The sequence below is a fragment of the Deinococcus deserti VCD115 genome (assembly GCF_000020685.1).
GTDB lineage: Bacteria > Deinococcota > Deinococci > Deinococcales > Deinococcaceae > Deinococcus > Deinococcus deserti.
On the sequence record NC_012526.1, the window covers coordinates 1169737 to 1184118 of the forward strand.

Annotated in this window: 13 protein-coding genes; 6 read left to right on the forward strand and 7 right to left on the reverse strand. The window is 63.9% G+C overall.

Annotated elements, in window-relative coordinates; genetic code table 11:
- The first annotated feature begins 44 nt into the window (after positions 1-44).
- Positions 45-488 carry a hypothetical protein gene (locus DEIDE_RS05520; RefSeq protein ID WP_012692964.1) on the forward strand — a complete coding sequence of 148 codons (444 nt, stop codon included), beginning with the start codon at positions 45-47 and terminating at the stop codon, positions 486-488.
- An 80-nt stretch (positions 489-568) separates the two neighbouring features.
- Here DEIDE_RS05520 and DEIDE_RS05525 read toward each other — a convergent pair whose 3' ends face one another.
- A complete protein-coding gene (locus DEIDE_RS05525; RefSeq protein ID WP_041227441.1) occupies positions 569-1558 on the reverse strand; it encodes an NADPH:quinone oxidoreductase family protein in 990 nt (329 codons plus the stop codon).
- Positions 1559-1729: 171 nt separating this feature from the next.
- Between DEIDE_RS05525 and DEIDE_RS05530 the strand changes: the two genes are divergently transcribed.
- From DEIDE_RS05530 to DEIDE_RS05540, 3 genes are read left to right on the forward strand one after another with little or no spacing between them, the layout of a single operon-like run.
- A complete protein-coding gene (locus DEIDE_RS05530) occupies positions 1730-3808 on the forward strand; it encodes a 3-hydroxyacyl-CoA dehydrogenase NAD-binding domain-containing protein (RefSeq protein ID WP_012692966.1) in 2079 nt (692 codons plus the stop codon).
- 45 nt (positions 3809-3853) lie between these two features.
- A complete protein-coding gene (locus DEIDE_RS05535; protein ID WP_242402960.1) occupies positions 3854-4975 on the forward strand; it encodes a glycosyltransferase family 4 protein in 1122 nt (373 codons plus the stop codon).
- A complete protein-coding gene (locus DEIDE_RS05540; protein ID WP_012692968.1) occupies positions 4972-6153 on the forward strand; it encodes an acetyl-CoA C-acyltransferase in 1182 nt (393 codons plus the stop codon). Before DEIDE_RS05535 ends, DEIDE_RS05540 begins: the two co-directional genes overlap by 4 nt.
- 67 nt (positions 6154-6220) lie before the next feature.
- On the opposite strand, the gene DEIDE_RS19000 is transcribed toward DEIDE_RS05540, so the two are convergent.
- The 5 genes from DEIDE_RS19000 to DEIDE_RS05560 form a co-directional block, all read right to left on the reverse strand.
- Positions 6221-6772 carry a hypothetical protein gene (locus DEIDE_RS19000; RefSeq protein WP_012692969.1) on the reverse strand — a complete coding sequence of 184 codons (552 nt, stop codon included), beginning with the start codon at positions 6770-6772 and terminating at the stop codon, positions 6221-6223.
- 107 nt (positions 6773-6879) lie between these two features.
- Positions 6880-8259 (reverse strand): tRNA (N6-isopentenyl adenosine(37)-C2)-methylthiotransferase MiaB, encoded by a 1380-nt coding sequence (miaB, locus tag DEIDE_RS05545; protein ID WP_012692970.1) that lies wholly within the window; start codon positions 8257-8259, stop codon positions 6880-6882.
- 320 nt (positions 8260-8579) lie between these two features.
- Positions 8580-9413: a hypothetical protein gene (locus tag DEIDE_RS05550; RefSeq protein WP_012692971.1), complete on the reverse strand. Its 834-nt coding sequence runs from the start codon at positions 9411-9413 to the stop codon at positions 8580-8582.
- Positions 9414-9429: 16 nt separating this feature from the next.
- Positions 9430-10626: an amidase gene (locus DEIDE_RS05555; protein WP_012692972.1), complete on the reverse strand. Its 1197-nt coding sequence runs from the start codon at positions 10624-10626 to the stop codon at positions 9430-9432.
- A gap of 192 nt (positions 10627-10818) precedes the next feature.
- A complete protein-coding gene (locus tag DEIDE_RS05560; protein ID WP_012692973.1) occupies positions 10819-11319 on the reverse strand; it encodes an LEA type 2 family protein in 501 nt (166 codons plus the stop codon).
- A 109-nt stretch (positions 11320-11428) separates the two neighbouring features.
- On the opposite strand from DEIDE_RS05560, the gene DEIDE_RS17960 reads away from it, so the two are divergent.
- Positions 11429-12577 carry a hypothetical protein gene (locus DEIDE_RS17960; RefSeq protein WP_012692974.1) on the forward strand — a complete coding sequence of 383 codons (1149 nt, stop codon included), beginning with the start codon at positions 11429-11431 and terminating at the stop codon, positions 12575-12577.
- A 72-nt stretch (positions 12578-12649) separates the two neighbouring features.
- Positions 12650-13327: an outer membrane lipoprotein carrier protein LolA gene (locus DEIDE_RS05575; protein ID WP_012692975.1), complete on the forward strand. Its 678-nt coding sequence runs from the start codon at positions 12650-12652 to the stop codon at positions 13325-13327.
- An 86-nt stretch (positions 13328-13413) separates the two neighbouring features.
- Here DEIDE_RS05575 and DEIDE_RS05580 read toward each other — a convergent pair whose 3' ends face one another.
- The gene (locus tag DEIDE_RS05580; protein ID WP_012692976.1) at positions 13414-14049 is read right to left on the reverse strand and encodes a C40 family peptidase; all 636 of its coding nucleotides are present in this window, start codon (positions 14047-14049) and stop codon (positions 13414-13416) included.
- Positions 14050-14382: the final 333 nt, after the last annotated feature.

The window sequence follows — 14382 nt, forward strand, 5'->3', positions numbered from 1 at the left end:
GCGGTCCGGGCTTCACGTTTCTGACCTTCCGGTAGGCTGTGCCCATGGAAGGCTTTTATGTGGTTCTGCTGTCCCTGCACAACATCGTCCGCTGGCTGGTGCTGATCTTTGGTGCCCTGGCGCTGCTGCGCACCGTGCCGGGCCTGGGGGGCAGGCGGCCCTTTACTGCCGGTGAGCGCAAAGCGGTGGCGATGTTCACAGGAAGCGTGCACCTGCAACTGATCCTGGGCCTGCTGCTGTTTGCCTACATGGGCATGCAGAGCATTCCGGCCTTTGCCGACGCACCGCGCCCGAGCTTCCGCTGGGAGCACGTGGGCCTGGGCGTCCTGGTGGCGGTGTTCGCCACGCTGGCCAGTGCCCTGAGCAAGCGTGCCGCGACCGATCAGGCCAAATACCGCGCGGCGGTGGTCTGGACCTCGCTGGCTTTGCTGCTCAGCCTCGCTGCCATTCCCTGGTGGCGCCCCCTGCTGCGGCTGTTTACCCAGTAATCGGCCAGAAAAGCACTCGTCAGCAGGTGAAATGGGGGAGGGGCACGCTGGCCACCTCCCCCTTCCCTTGCCCGCACACTTCAGCGCTGCGGCTCGATAATCACCTTTCCGGTCGTCTTGCGGTCCATCAGGTCCTGAAAGGCGCGGGCACTGTCGGCCAGTGCGTAGGTTGGTCCCACCTGCGGCGTGACCTTACCGCTGCCCACCAGCTTTGCCAGTTCCTGCGCGGCCTCACGGGTGGCTTCCTGGTCGCTCATCAGGCTGGTCAGCCACAGTCCGGTGACCGTCAGGTTGCGCTTCATCAGTTCGCCGGGCTGCAGGTGCGCGGGTTCACGGCTGGCATTGCCGATCACGATGACCCGCCCACGGGGGGCAGCCATCTTGAGGCTCTCCTGGAATCTCTTGCCTCCCACCACTTCCAGGATCAGCGGCACGCCGCGTCCGCCCGTGGCATCCTTGACCTTTTGCACCCGGTCAGGGTCGTCCTGCAGCAGGGTGACGTCGGCGCCCAGGGTGCGGGCCAGCTCCAGCTTTTCCTCGGTGGACGCCATGGCAATCACGTTCAGGTCCATCGCCTTGGCCAGCTGGATAGAGGCGGTGCCCAGTGCGCCTGCTGCCGCCTGGACCAGCACCCACTGCCCCGGCTGGGCATATCCCAGGGTCTTGAGCCCGTGGTAGGCCGTGAAGTACGACACCGGGAACGCCGCTGCCTGCGCGGCACTCAGGTTTTCGGGCACCGGAATCAGTCCGGCTGCCGGAACCACCGCATACTCCGCCAGAGCGCCGGTTCCGCCCAGGCCAGCCACGCGCACTCCGGTCTGAACGCCACTGACACCTTCGCCCAGCACGTCCACGATGCCGGCAAACTCCATGCCCGGCGTGTACGGCACCCGCGTGCGCGTCAGGTACTCGCCCGCTACGGCCAGCACGTCCGCGAAGTTGATCCCCACGGCTTCCACCCTGATGCGGATCTCGCCGGGACCCGGCTGGGGCACGGGAAGGTCGCGCAGTTCCATCACGTCAGGGGCGCCCAGGCGCTCCACCAGCATGCCTCGCATAGTTGTGGTCATGGAGGGCAGCATACCCGAGTGTTCCCCGCAAAGTGAACGTGAACGTGCACTCTGAACGTGAACGTATTTGACCGGACGGGAAGGTCATGAAAGCATGGGCGCCAGCACACTGAATTGAAGACCGCCCCACAAAAGGGGTCAACCCGAGTTCCCCCAGGAGGAAACCCGTACATGAGCATTGTGGACCAGATCCGTCAGGACGATATTCTTGTTCTCAGCATCAACAACCCACCCGTCAACGCCTTTTCTCCAGGCGTGCCTGAAGGTCTCAAAGCCGGTCTGGACGCAGCCCAGGCGGACGACACGGTTCGCGCAGTGGTCATCATCGGCTCGGGACGTACCTTTGTGGCAGGGGCGGACATCAAAACCTTCAACATGCCCCGCGAGCAGGCACCCGACCTGCGCGGCACCGTGGAAAAACTCGACCGTTTCCCCAAACCCACCGTCGCGGCCATTCACGGCACCGCCCTCGGCGGCGGCCTGGAACTTGCGCTGGCCTGCACCTACCGCGTGGCGGTACCGGACGCCCAGCTGGGCCTGCCTGAAGTGAAACTGGGCGTGCTGCCCGGCGCTGGCGGCACCCAGCGCCTGCCGCGCGTGGTGGGCGCTGCCAAGGGTCTGGAGATGATGCTTTCCGGCAATCCCATCCGTGGGGCGGAGGCCCGCGAGCTTGGCCTGGTAGATGAACTCGTCCAGGGTGACCTGCTTGAAGGCGCAGTTCGCTTTGCCCGCGCCCACGCCGACGCCCGCCCGCTGCCCCGCATCAGCGAGCGCAGTGTGGAGGGAGGCAGCCCCGAGGTGTTCGCGGCGGCCCGTGAAAGCATCAAGAAGACCCACCGCGGTCAGCTGTCGCCGTCCTTGATTATCGATCTGGCGGAAATGGCCGCGACCCAGCCCTTCCAGACCGGCTGGGAAGCGGAAGCCGAGAAATTCATGCAGGCCAAGGACTCCCCGCAGTCGCGCGGGCTGCGGCACATCTTCTTCGCCGAACGCGAGAGTGCCAAGATTCCCGGCCTGAGCAAGGACACGCCCACCCTGGACATCCGCTCGGTCGGCATTATCGGCGCCGGCACCATGGGCGGCGGTATCGCCATGAACTTCCTGAACGTCGGGATTCCGGTCACCATCGTGGAAACCGCGCAGGAAGCCCTGGACCGTGGTCTGGGTGTCATCCGCCGCAACTACGAGAACTCCGCCAAAAAGGGCCGCATGACCATGGAGGACGTGGAAAAGCGCATGGCGCTGCTCACGCCCACCCTGAACATGGAAGACCTCGCGGACGCCGACATCATCATCGAAGCCGTGTTCGAGAACATGGACGTGAAGAAGGAGATCTTCACGAAACTCGACGCGATTGCCAAGCCCGGCGCCATCCTCGCGACCAACACCTCCACGCTGGACGTCAACGAGATCGCCAGCGTGACTGGCCGACCAGAAAGCGTGATCGGCCTGCACTTCTTCAGTCCGGCCAACGTCATGAAACTGCTGGAGATCGTCCGTGCCGACAAGACCAGTGACAGCGTGCTGGCCACCAGCATGGCGCTGGCCAAAAAGATCAGGAAGGTCGGCGTGGTGGTCGGGGTGTGCGACGGTTTCGTCGGCAACCGCATGATCCACCGCTACGGCGACGAAGCCCGCAAGATCGTCGAGGAAGGCGCGGCGCCGCAGGACGTGGACGCCAGCATGAACGCGCTGGGCCTGCCCATGGGTCCTTTCCAGATGAGCGACATGGCGGGGCTGGACATCGGGTACGCCATCCGTCAGCACCAGGCCAAGGTGCGCGGCGAACCCAAGCCCGACGGCTGGCTCGACCGCATCGTGGAACGGGGCCGCAAGGGCCAGAAGACGGGTGCAGGCATCTACGACTACGACGAGCAGCGCAAACCCCGCCCCAACGACGAGATGGAAGAGCTGATCAGCTCTTACCGCGCCGAGAAGGGCATCACCCCACGTGAAATCTCCCAGGAAGAAAGCACCAAACGGCTGGCGTACTCGCTGGTCAACGAGGGCGCCAAGATCCTGGAGGAAGGCATTGCCCAGCGCGCCGGGGACATCGACGTCATTTACATCTATGGGTACGGCTTCCCGGCCTACCGTGGTGGCCCGATGCAGTACGCCGACGAGATGGGCCTCCAGAACGTCGTGGCGGACCTGGAGAAATATGGTCAGACCCCGGCGCCGCTGCTCAGACGGCTGGCCGAGGAAGGCAAGACTTTTGCGCAGTACGACGCGGAAAAGGGCCGGGCCTGAACAGCGGCGTACAAGCTGGCCGGGTTCCGGCGCCAGCCTTCATGCGTGAAATCCGGTCTGTCCATGCTTGAGGTCGCTTTCCTCACCGATGCGCCCCGGGTGGCGGGCAGCGAGGTCTGGCTCTCGGACCTGCTGCCCCTCCTGCCGGAGCACGGGGTGCAGCCCACCCTGTACCTGCCTCAGCGCGAAACCCTCGACCGTTTCGCCGCGGGACTCGAAGGCGGGCCCGTCAGGGTGAGACGGTACACCGACACCGCCCTGCTTCCGGAACTCACCCGCAGCGCGGACCTGAGGGTGGTGCAGGCGTGGGAACCCGCCACCTACCGGGCCTTGTTGCCCGCACTGGCGGCGCCGCGTCTGGTGGTCAGCCACGATCAGCTCGACTATCACTACCCCCCACCCCTCAGGGCGCTGTACCGCGAAATTTACCGGCATACCAAGGCCGGGGCCTTTCGGGCAGCGGACGGCGTGGTCACGGTGTCGCACTGGGGCGCAGAGTTCCTGCGGGGCAGCATGGGCCTCAGCGCCACTCAGGCTATGACCAACGGCGCCGATCCGGAGCGGTTCCGGCCTGCCACGGGTGAAGAGCGTGCTTCCCTGCGTGAGTCCCTGGGGTTCACCCGCTTCACGGTGCTGGTGCCGGGGCGCTTCACCCTGGAGAAGAACCAGCTTGCGGCCGTCCGGGCCGCCCGTCACGCGCCGCAACTCGACTTCGTGTTCGTCGGGGACATGGACGCTGGGATGGGCGTCATGGCTCAGGCGCTGGCACGGCGCCTGCGGCTGTCCAACGTCCGGTTCCTCGGGCGGCGCTGGGACATGCCGGAGTTGTACCGCGCCGCCGACGCCCTGCTGCAGCCCACCCTGGCGGAGAACCAGTCACTGGTGACGCTCGAAGCCATGAGCAGCGGACTTCCGGTCGTGACCACCCCGATCCCGGCCCAGGCCGAACTGGTGCGCGACGGCGTGGACGGCTTGCTCGTCCCGCCTCAACCGGCCCTGCTGGCCCGCGCCCTGAAAGCTCTGGCAGCTCATCCTGACCGGGCTCGCCAGGTTGGAGCCTCAGCCCGTCAGCAGGTGCTGGACGGCTACACCCGCGCGGGCAGCGCCGCTCAACTTGCCGCTCTTTTACACACCACCTGTCAATCGTTATCTGGAGGATCCACATGAATGACGCTGTTATCGTTTCTACCGCCCGCACTCCGATCGGCAAGGCCTACCGGGGTTACCTGAACGACACGCACGGCAGCGACATCGGCGCGCACGTCGTGACCCACGCCCTGCAGCGCGCGGGAGTGGCCCCGGCGGAAGTCGAGGACATCATCATGGGCGCCGGTAACCCCGAGGGTGCCACCGGCAGCAACATTGCCCGGCAGATTGCCCTGCGCGCCGGCCTTCCAGTGACGGTCAGCGGCGTCACCGTCAACCGCTTCTGCAGCAGCGGCCTGAACACCATTGCCCTGGCCGCCAACCACGTCATGGCGGGGCAGGGCGACGTGTTTGTGGCCGGGGGTCTGGAAAGCATCAGCCTGACCCAGAACGAGCATGCCAACAAATACCGCCTGCGCGGCGAGTGGCTTACCGAGCACAAGCCCAGCATCTACATGAGCATGCTGGAAACCGCCGAGATCGTGGCCAGCCGCTACCAGATCAGCCGTGAGCAGCAGGACCAGTACGCCTGCCAGTCCCAGATGCGCACGGCCGCCGCCCAGCGGGACGGAAAATTCGACCACGAGATCGTGCCGTTCACAGCCCGCATGAAAGTTCAGAACAAAGCCACAGGCGAAATCAGCGACGAGGAAGTGACCCGCAGCCAGGACGAGGGCAACCGGCCGGACACCACCATCGAGGGCCTCGCCAAACTCAAGCCGGTGTTCGAGGGCGGCGTCATCACCGCCGGCAACGCCTCACAGCTCAGTGACGGCGGCGCGGCTGTGGTGGTCATGAACGGCGAGATGGCCCGTGACCGGGGCCTGCAACCCCTCGGGATCTTCCGCGGCTTTGCCGTTGCCGGCTGCGAGCCGGACGAAATGGGCATCGGCCCGGTGTTCGCGGCTCCGAAGCTGCTCAAGCGTCACGGCCTGAGCGTGGACGATATCGACCTGTGGGAGCTCAACGAGGCTTTTGCCGTGCAGGCTCTGTACTGCCGCGACCGGCTGGGCATCGATCCGGACAAGTACAACGTCAACGGTGGCAGCATCAGCATCGGTCATCCTTACGGAATGAGCGGCGCACGCCTGACCGGCCACGCCCTGCTGGAAGGGAAGCGCCGCGGCGCCAAGCTCGTGGTCGTCACCATGTGCGTCGGCGGCGGGATGGGTGCTGCAGGACTGTTCGAAGTGCTGTAAATCTAAGAAGAGAATGCCTCCTTTTTATAACCATGGAGGCATTCATTAAATGGCGAAAATCTTCGACTCAGAGTGTGCAGTCTGCAACAGGAATAGCCTGCACACTCTGAGCCTCGTTACTTAACATTCCGTTGGAGCTTTGAGCTACGACATTCAAGAATGTTGCTCCAAGTACTGTGAAAGTCGCCACAGGCCGGACATTTATATTTTGCGCTGAGACTGTTCCATTTTTTAAAGATAGAGAAGCCATTGCGGGGGGCACGTTGACATTGAGTGCGAGGCCTTCGGCAGGTGAATAGATATCGTTAAAAGCTCTAGAGAACACTTCTTTGGTTGTGCCAGTATCTCGGCCCTCTAGTTGGACGCCGAATCGATTTGCCATTCCATCCCAACGAACAACGGCTTCCAATACTGTATTAAGGTTATTGCATATAACTGAAGAGCCTTTTGAGTAAGTAGTTCCGGATTTGGTATCTACATAGTCCGATGGCAAAGTGTATTCACTTTGGTACGAGAGCAAACGGAGATTACGGACAGGATCCACAAGATTCACTGCATTCGTGCCGCATCCTGCGAGAAGCCCTGCCATGCCCACACCGGCCAGAAGAAACTTTTTCATACCTCTCACTGTGCGGCGTGAACCTGACCCGAAAGTGACCTCTCCTTGAGCATCCATGAGCCGAGTGCAAATCGAATCATGAAAAATCCAGGCTAGGGCCAGGACCCTTAAGCCATCTGAAGTGGGCTCGTCACTGCTGCGGCCTCTGGATTCAGTCTTGGCTGTTCAGGAAGCGGCTCACCGCTCGCGTCCAGAATGCGGCCGTACATCATGTGTGGTGTCGCGTGCTCGATTCGCACTGGGTAAACGCCCGCCTGTGAGGCACCGATCGCTTTGGGAACCACCGTCGGATGGTTGCCGCGGGTATGGCCTTCCAGGAAACCGGCGTCATGGGCGTCTCCGCGCAGCAGCACTTCCTGCACGCTGCCCACCTTCTCGGCGTTCTTGCGGGCACTCCACTCTTTCTGCCGGGCAATCAGACGCTGCAGGCGCTCCGTCTTCAGTTCGCGCGGCAGATCTGCGAAGTGCTTGTAGCTGGGCGTGCCGGGGCGCGGTGAATAGATGAACATGTACGCGCTGTCATAGCCGACCTCGTCATACAGACTCAGGGTGTCCTGGAAATCTTCCTCGGTCTCGCCCGGGAAGCCCACGATGATGTCGGTCGCCAGGACGGCGTGCGGCAGGTGCCGGCGGATCTCGGCGATGTGCTGCAGGTACTTCTCACGGGTGTACTCGCGGGCCATGCGGCGCAGCACGTGGTTGGAGCCGCTCTGCACCGGTAGATGCACGAACTCGCACACGGCCGGGGTCTCGGCCATGGCCGCCGCCACGTCCTCGGTGAAGTTCATGGGGTGCGACGTGGTGAACTTGATCCGGCGCACACCACTGCGCCCCACCAGCCGCAGAAGATCGGCAAAGCTGGGGTAGCCGGCCAGCCGGGCGCCCTGATCCACGCCGTAGGCATTGACGTTCTGGCCCAGCAGCGTCACTTCCTGAACACCGGCCGCCAGTTGCAGGTCCAGTTCGCGCAGGATGTCGTCAGGCGAGCGGCTGACCTGTGGGCCACGCGTGGTCGGAACGATGCAGTAGGTGCAGTGGTGGTCGCAGCCCCGCATGATGGTCAGGTGCGCCTGAAGCTTACCGGTGGGTGCCGGGGGGATGTGTTCGTGCAGCTCGTCCTTGAACTGCAAACCCCAGAAGCGCTCGTTGCTTTCCAGCGCCTGACCGATATCCAGCAGACTGCCGGGCCCGAGCAGGACATCGACCTCGAACTTGCGGGCCATCTGCTGGCCCTCTTCCAGCTGCGCGAGGCAGCCCATCATGCCAACCACCAGCGGCCGCTGGGCTTTGATCTTACGCAGCGTGCCCAGCAGACTGCGGACCTTGTCCACTGGTTTGCCACGCACGGCGCAGGTGTTGACCAGCACGAAATCTGCCTCGTCCACACCCTGCACCAGATCGGCGCCCAGAGAAACCAGCTGGGACTCGACCAGGTGCGTGTCGTACTCATTCATCTGACAGCCGTACGTGATGACTGTTGCCTTCATCTGCCTTCCTCCTGCAAGCCGGTCGGATGGATTCCGGGGCCTGTTCACGGTGCGCGCAGCCGGGGAAGGGCACGCGACCAGCAGCGGGGAGTCTAGCAAGTTGGCTGCAGAAAAACCGGTCAGGGCCTGTGACGTACGAAAAGGGAAGAGCTCCACAGTTAGCGCGTGTACGCGAGCGGCCCCTGCAACTGCCGATGCGGGACTTCGAATGCGCCAAGGTGTCTGCCTCAGCTGTGTTCAGGATGCTGGTATTTTCTCCGCCTGGAACGGTGACTTTGGCTGCCAGACACCGTAGAGGCATTGTTGAAGAAGGCCGACTGTTATTCGTCGTCCCGTGGGATGGGGTAAAGCTGGCCTTCCATCACCCGAATGCGTCCTTCTGGCTGCGCGTACGTCGCATCGATCAGGCCACTGCGGTGTTGCGCGAACCAGTGTTTGAGTGCGGCTGACCGGGAAAAGATTTCACGCGTCAGCACCTGTTCGGCTTCGAGACCCCTGCCGGCCAGGATCATGTTGCCGTAGTAGCCGCCCACGCGTGCCCGGAGGAACGGCACGTCCGGTTGAGGCTGCTTCAGCATGGCTTTCAGGTCGGTGAGGTTCCGCGCGCCCTCCTGAGCAGGGACGTAAGAGTAGGCGCGGGTCCGGTCGGCCAGCCGCACGCCGTCCCAGCCCAGCACCGTGTTCAGGCTGGGGCTCACGGCATAGGACCAGTCGTAGTAGGCCAGGACATCCGACGCGAACAGGATTTCCTTAAGTCCATCTCGGTTCAGGTCCGTGAAGGTTGCCCCGTAGTTCCCGCCGTCGAGAATGCCCAGATTGCGCACCGGGCCGGTGTCCTGCGTGAACAGGTATACCGTCTGGCAGCAATGCGCGCCTCCGCTGAAGTCACTGATGACCAGTTCAGGCCGTCCGCCGGGCCGAAGTGGCTGCAGTTCTGCCGTCAGGCTCCAGCCGGTGACTTTCAGGACGGTGCGGGTGCCGTTGCGTACCACCGCGACCGCCTCAGTGTTTCTCGCGTCATCCCTGGGGGAGACCTGTACGGTCAGCGTGCCCCACTTCAGGACCTGGGGCTGCTGGGCCTGAGCCAGCGGCGCAGGGGACAGCAGGACGAGGCAGGCAAAGGCCAGGCTGGGGCGCATGGTCGGAGATCGCATGCCTCCAGGCTAAGCTTTACTCCTGCGCCGCGAGACCCAGGCCCAGCAGGCGGTCGTCCATTCCACGGGCGGCCACCAGCTGCGCTCCTGCAAAAGGCAGTTCGGTCGGGACCGCCAGTGCCGGAACACCGAGAAGACTGAACGGGACGTTGAGCCTCAGCACGGCGCGGCGAAGCACCGTGGTTCCGCCAGGCAGGTCTATCTCCTCCTGGCCAGCCAATGGGGGTGGCACTGGAACGACCGGAGCCAGCAGCACGTCATGGCGTGACAGCACACTGTCCAGATAGGCCCGGTACTCGGCACGCCGCGTATGGGCCTCATGGACCGCTTCCTCGCTCAGGGCCTGCCCCTGTCGCAGCAGCCCCAGGGTGAACGGCAGAAAGCCCGGGTCTTCTTGTTGCAGCGCAGCCGCGTGCACCTGCGCAGCCTCGCTGAGCACGATGGGTGTGTAGGCGTCCAGCATCTCCGGAAGCTCAACCGCAGCCACAACCGCGCCCTGGGCTTCAAGCCGGCCCGCATAGGCCTTCACCGCGTCGCGCACCTCGGGTGCTACCCAGCCTTCAGGCAGCCACAACCCGACCCGGACCCCGGACCAGCGTTGAGGCTGTACCGTCGCGCCCGTCAGTGCCTCGTGAACCCGGACCACCGTGGCCAGGTCACGGGCGAGCGGTCCGGCATGGTCACACGTCCATGACAGCGGCAGTACGCCCTCGGTGCTCCAGGCGGCGTGGCCTTTGGTCGGTTTGTAGCCCACCACCCCACACCACGCCGCGGGCACACGAATGCTGCCCCCGGTATCGGTGCCCAGGGCGAAATCCACCTGATTCAGCGCCACGCTGACGGCCGCGCCGCCGCTGCTGCCGCCCGGGAGACGCTGAGGCTCGAATGGATGGCTGGTGCCACCGTACCCGTTCAGGCCGGTAATGCCCAGCGCAATCTCGTGAAGGTGCGTCTTGCCGGTGGCGCTGGCTCCCAGGGCCAGCAGCTGCTGCACCAGCACACTAGGCCCCGGGTCAGCAACGGCCGCGCGGGTACTGGCCGCCAGGGGCCAGCCGGGAACGCCAAACAGATCCTTGACGCTGAACGTCAGTCCCGAGAGTGGCCCATGCGGGTCGCCTGCCAGGGGAAGAGCTGGCCGGTAGGCCCAGGCCCGCTGCGGATCTTGAAAAGCGGCCTCACCAAGCGGAGACGCAGGAGAACGGTGGTCTGCCATTGTAAACAGGGTAGCGGTTCAGGAGGTCTGCCCCGGTCTGGTCTCCTGAACTACGTTGCCCGGCCTCATACGGGCTGGTGACGTTCGGGGACGACGGTGGGGGAGAGTGCCCGTCGGCAACCTGAAGCGGTGTTCGCGGCGCAGCGCTTCGCGATTCCTGCGTTCCGACCACCGTCGGAACCGGGGCCCGGATCAGAACGGCAGGATGGGAGGCTGCTTCCACTGGCCCTGCGCCAGGGTGAAGGGTCCGAAGGCCTGTTCACCCAGTGGACCAAGGTTCAGGCTGAATCCACCGTCGAGCCGGTAGGTGACCAGCTGACCGCGCGCCACTTTCAGGAATGACGCAGCGGTATTCAGCGTGACCGGTACCGCAATATTGGCGACCTGCTGTGCGGTGCCGCGAGCCGGCAGATTTACGTTGGGGAACTCCACCTGGCCGACCTGCGCACCGTCGATCACCAGCTGACCGGCCAGATTGGCCATCCGCAGGGGCAGCGGATTGGGATTGGTGACCTGCAGGTTCATGGTCAGGTGGGCCACGGCCGGGCCCCCGCCCAGCCCGCCTGGCAGCGTCAGGCCAGTCAGGCGGACCTGCTGCACGTCCACGGTGGGGACCTGCACGATGGGTTGTGTTGGTGTACACGCGCTGAAGGTCAGGGCGGACACGGCAGTCAGCGGCAGCAGTCGTCGCATGCGCCCAGACTAAGCCCTGCTTCTCACGGAAGTCTGATGCAGCCAGACCAGAAAGGATGCTCAAGATTGCCGCTGTTCATGGAGAGAAATCGTGCAGTACGCTGCCTTCATGCGGCAACAAGGACGGCACTGGCACGGGCGCTCACTGGCGTTGGCGGCCGCACTTCTGGGTGGGGCTCAGGCCACGAATCTTGACTTTTCGGGAGCTGTTCATAGTCCGGCAGGCGGCGGCTGGTCTGCCGGCACCGTCCGCTTCGGAGTGTCCGATGTTGGTTTCGCGGGCGGAACGGTGGCCCTGGGCCTGTCGACCCGGGCAGCAGACCTGCAGTTCAGCCGGGGGTTCTCCCTGGCACCTCTCGGCGCAGTCACGGCGCGTACCGACCTGGCGGTCACCTGGCAGGGTGGGGTGCGGACCCAGGCAAGAGTCAACGGGGCCCTGGGCCCGGTCGCACTGAACGTCGGTGCGGCGCTCTTTACGACCTCGCTGGCCAGTGTCGATCCTCTGGCGTCTTATGCGTTTCAGGCCAGCGACCTGCGTGATCGTGGCTGGAATGCAGACCTGACGGCCCGGTACCGCCTCAGCCGCCTGCTGGTGCTTCAGGGAGGCGCTGAGCTCGGCGCACAGCCGCAGGCGTTTGTGGGTGTGGAAGGCCGCCGTGACCTCATCCGGATTCTGCCCCCTGCGGATGGCAGTGAAACAGAGCCCGCTGAACCACAGGAAGCACAAGAGTCCGATATCTCGGCAACCAGCAGCCCAGCCTCGCCAGCGGTGCCGGAGACGTCGGCTCCACAGGATGAGTCTGCGCCGGAAGAGCAGCCAGACGGATCAGCAGAGCTTGAAAGCGACGACCCGGCTGCGGCAGAACCGGAAACTGAAGTGACCGGCACCATCATCTGGCGTCTCGGCGCACGGGCAGGGCGGGATGTCCTGGGTGTGACCGCTGGGGTTGGGTACGCCGCGCCATCCGGGTTGAACCTGGGACTTGATGCCCTGATTGGCCCGGGGAGCTTCGGTGTTACCGCCAGTCTCAGTGCGGCAGATGTTCTGGGTGAAGGGACCACCCTGCGGGTATATGGGGCCTTTGAGCCATGGCGTAACCACACCATGCCACTGCGTGCGGGCCTGGAGGCTACGCTGCCGGCTGGTCCCGGAGAACTGGGGTTAGACCTGCGGGGAGGACAGGCGTCTAATGGCAGTCTCGGGTATGGGGCGCGTATTTCGTATTCGCTGCCCCTCGGGAACTCGGAGCGCCCCTAAACCTGAGAACTATGAGTTGCCAGTAGGTCTCCAGGACCTTAAAGCTGTGGTCAGCACGGCGAACCGCTTCTCATGGACGGGGACCCGATACTACTCCCTGTGAAGAACTTTCTGACCATGACCCTGATTGCTGTTCTCGCCTCGGGCGCCAGCGCGCAGAGTGCGCAGGACATCATCTCTAAAGTCGATGCCACCCAGAAGGCTGCCAAGGACGTCTCCTTCCGCCTGAGTGGCAACGCGAGCCTGGAGACCAGCTCACAGAAAATTGACATGACCATCAAGAGCATTCCGGCACAGGGGGTTGCACGGCTTCAATTTGCCGCTCCTGACGCCCTGGCTGACAATGTCGTCGTGGCCGACAGGTCGGAAGTACGCCAGTACCTGTTCCTGACCAACCAGGTCACCGTCACCCCACTGAAGGAGGCTGCATCTAACGCCGGTTTCGGTGGCCTCGACTTCACCCAGTTCAGCAATCCGGCTGCCCTGCTCAAGGACTACAGCGTAAAACTGCTCGCCACGTCAGGTGCAGCCGGAAAGCGGGTCTTCCAGCTGGAGGCCACGCCAAAGAATGGGGGCGACCGCGCCCGGTTGTGGATCACCGAAGCCGGCTGGCGTCCCACCAGAATGCAGCTGCTCAGCGGTGGCCGGACCGTAGCTGACCTGACGGTTTCCAATTACCGCATCAACTCGGGCCTGACCGTCGCAGGTCTCAAAACCCTGCCCAAGAACGCAGAGATTATTCGTCAGTAAAGGACAGCTACGCCCGGAGCCTGAAATGACCAGAAAGACCCCCGCCGTACGGCGGGGGTCCTTGTCGATGAAAGTGGATGTGTTGCTTAGTTCAGAACGCGGCGGGCGCCCTGGTAGCGGCTTGCCCAGTAGGGGTTGCTGAACAGGGGCTCGACCATCGAGCGGCCCTTGTAGCTGTTGGCGTTGGCCATCAGGCCGCCGCCCAGGTAGATCCCGACGTGGCTGGCGGTGCGGCCGGTGGTGTTGAAGAACACCAGGTCACCTTCACGCAGGTGGCTGCGGTTCACTGGAGCGCCGACGCGCCACTGTTGAGCCGCGGTGCGGGGAAGGTTGATCCCCATCTGGCGGAACACGTTCATGGTGTAGGAGGAGCAGTCAATGCCTCCACTGCCGTTTCCCCCGAGAACGTAGCGGATGCCCAGGAAGCGGGTGGCGGCGCTGCGAACGAACGCGCCTCCCCGGCTTGGGGCAGCGGCAGCCTGAGGGGCCCGGGCGGGTGCCTTCGCGGCGGAGGGCGCGCCCCCGGTGTTCAGGCGCTGGCCCACCTGGATGGTGGTGCTGCTGAGTTTGTTCAGCTTCATCAGCGTGCTGGCATCCATGCCGGTGGCACGCGCCACGGAGTACAGGGTGTCTCCAGGCTTGACGGTGTAGGTAGCGGCGGTGGCATTGCTGAACGTAAGCGCGGCAAATGCAAGGGCAAGAAGGGTAGGGAAACGTTTCATCGACAGGGAGAAGTTTAACGTATCTTTATTTAGTTGCCCTTAATACACGGGAAAACCGAGGGATTTATGCGCCCATGCGCCCATTATGCGTTCTAGTAATCATTCACCCAATCGGAAATGAGCCGAATAGCTCAGGGTTCTCAGACTTCAGCTCATCTCAGCATGATGGGCGAAAGCGTGCGCGCATACAGCCTGCAAGATCGTTAGACATCAAACGCTGTCTCAGGATTCTCATGCACGGAATCTGACCTGCGTCTTTAGGCTGACTACAGGACGGTGCAGGTCTCGCGCCTATACTTGGCTCACGACCCGGATGCCGGTCAATGGCATCTC

Bases quoted from the DNA above. Each gene is read 5' to 3' on its own strand.
- DEIDE_RS05520 (WP_012692964.1), top strand. From the start codon at position 45: ATGGAAGGCTTTTATGTGGTTCTGCTGTCCCTGCACAACATCGTCCGC.
- DEIDE_RS05525 (WP_041227441.1), bottom strand. From the start codon at position 1,558: ATGACCACAACTATGCGAGGCATGCTGGTGGAGCGCCTGGGCGCCCCT.
- DEIDE_RS05530 (WP_012692966.1), top strand. From the start codon at position 1,730: ATGAGCATTGTGGACCAGATCCGTCAGGACGATATTCTTGTTCTCAGC.
- DEIDE_RS05540 (WP_012692968.1), top strand. From the start codon at position 4,972: ATGAATGACGCTGTTATCGTTTCTACCGCCCGCACTCCGATCGGCAAG.
- DEIDE_RS19000 (WP_012692969.1), bottom strand. From the start codon at position 6,772: ATGAAAAAGTTTCTTCTGGCCGGTGTGGGCATGGCAGGGCTTCTCGCA.
- miaB (WP_012692970.1), bottom strand. From the start codon at position 8,259: ATGAAGGCAACAGTCATCACGTACGGCTGTCAGATGAATGAGTACGAC.
- DEIDE_RS05550 (WP_012692971.1), bottom strand. From the start codon at position 9,413: ATGCGATCTCCGACCATGCGCCCCAGCCTGGCCTTTGCCTGCCTCGTC.
- DEIDE_RS05555 (WP_012692972.1), bottom strand. From the start codon at position 10,626: ATGGCAGACCACCGTTCTCCTGCGTCTCCGCTTGGTGAGGCCGCTTTT.
- DEIDE_RS05560 (WP_012692973.1), bottom strand. From the start codon at position 11,319: ATGCGACGACTGCTGCCGCTGACTGCCGTGTCCGCCCTGACCTTCAGC.
- DEIDE_RS17960 (WP_012692974.1), top strand. From the start codon at position 11,429: ATGCGGCAACAAGGACGGCACTGGCACGGGCGCTCACTGGCGTTGGCG.
- DEIDE_RS05575 (WP_012692975.1), top strand. From the start codon at position 12,650: ATGGACGGGGACCCGATACTACTCCCTGTGAAGAACTTTCTGACCATG.
- DEIDE_RS05580 (WP_012692976.1), bottom strand. From the start codon at position 14,049: ATGAAACGTTTCCCTACCCTTCTTGCCCTTGCATTTGCCGCGCTTACG.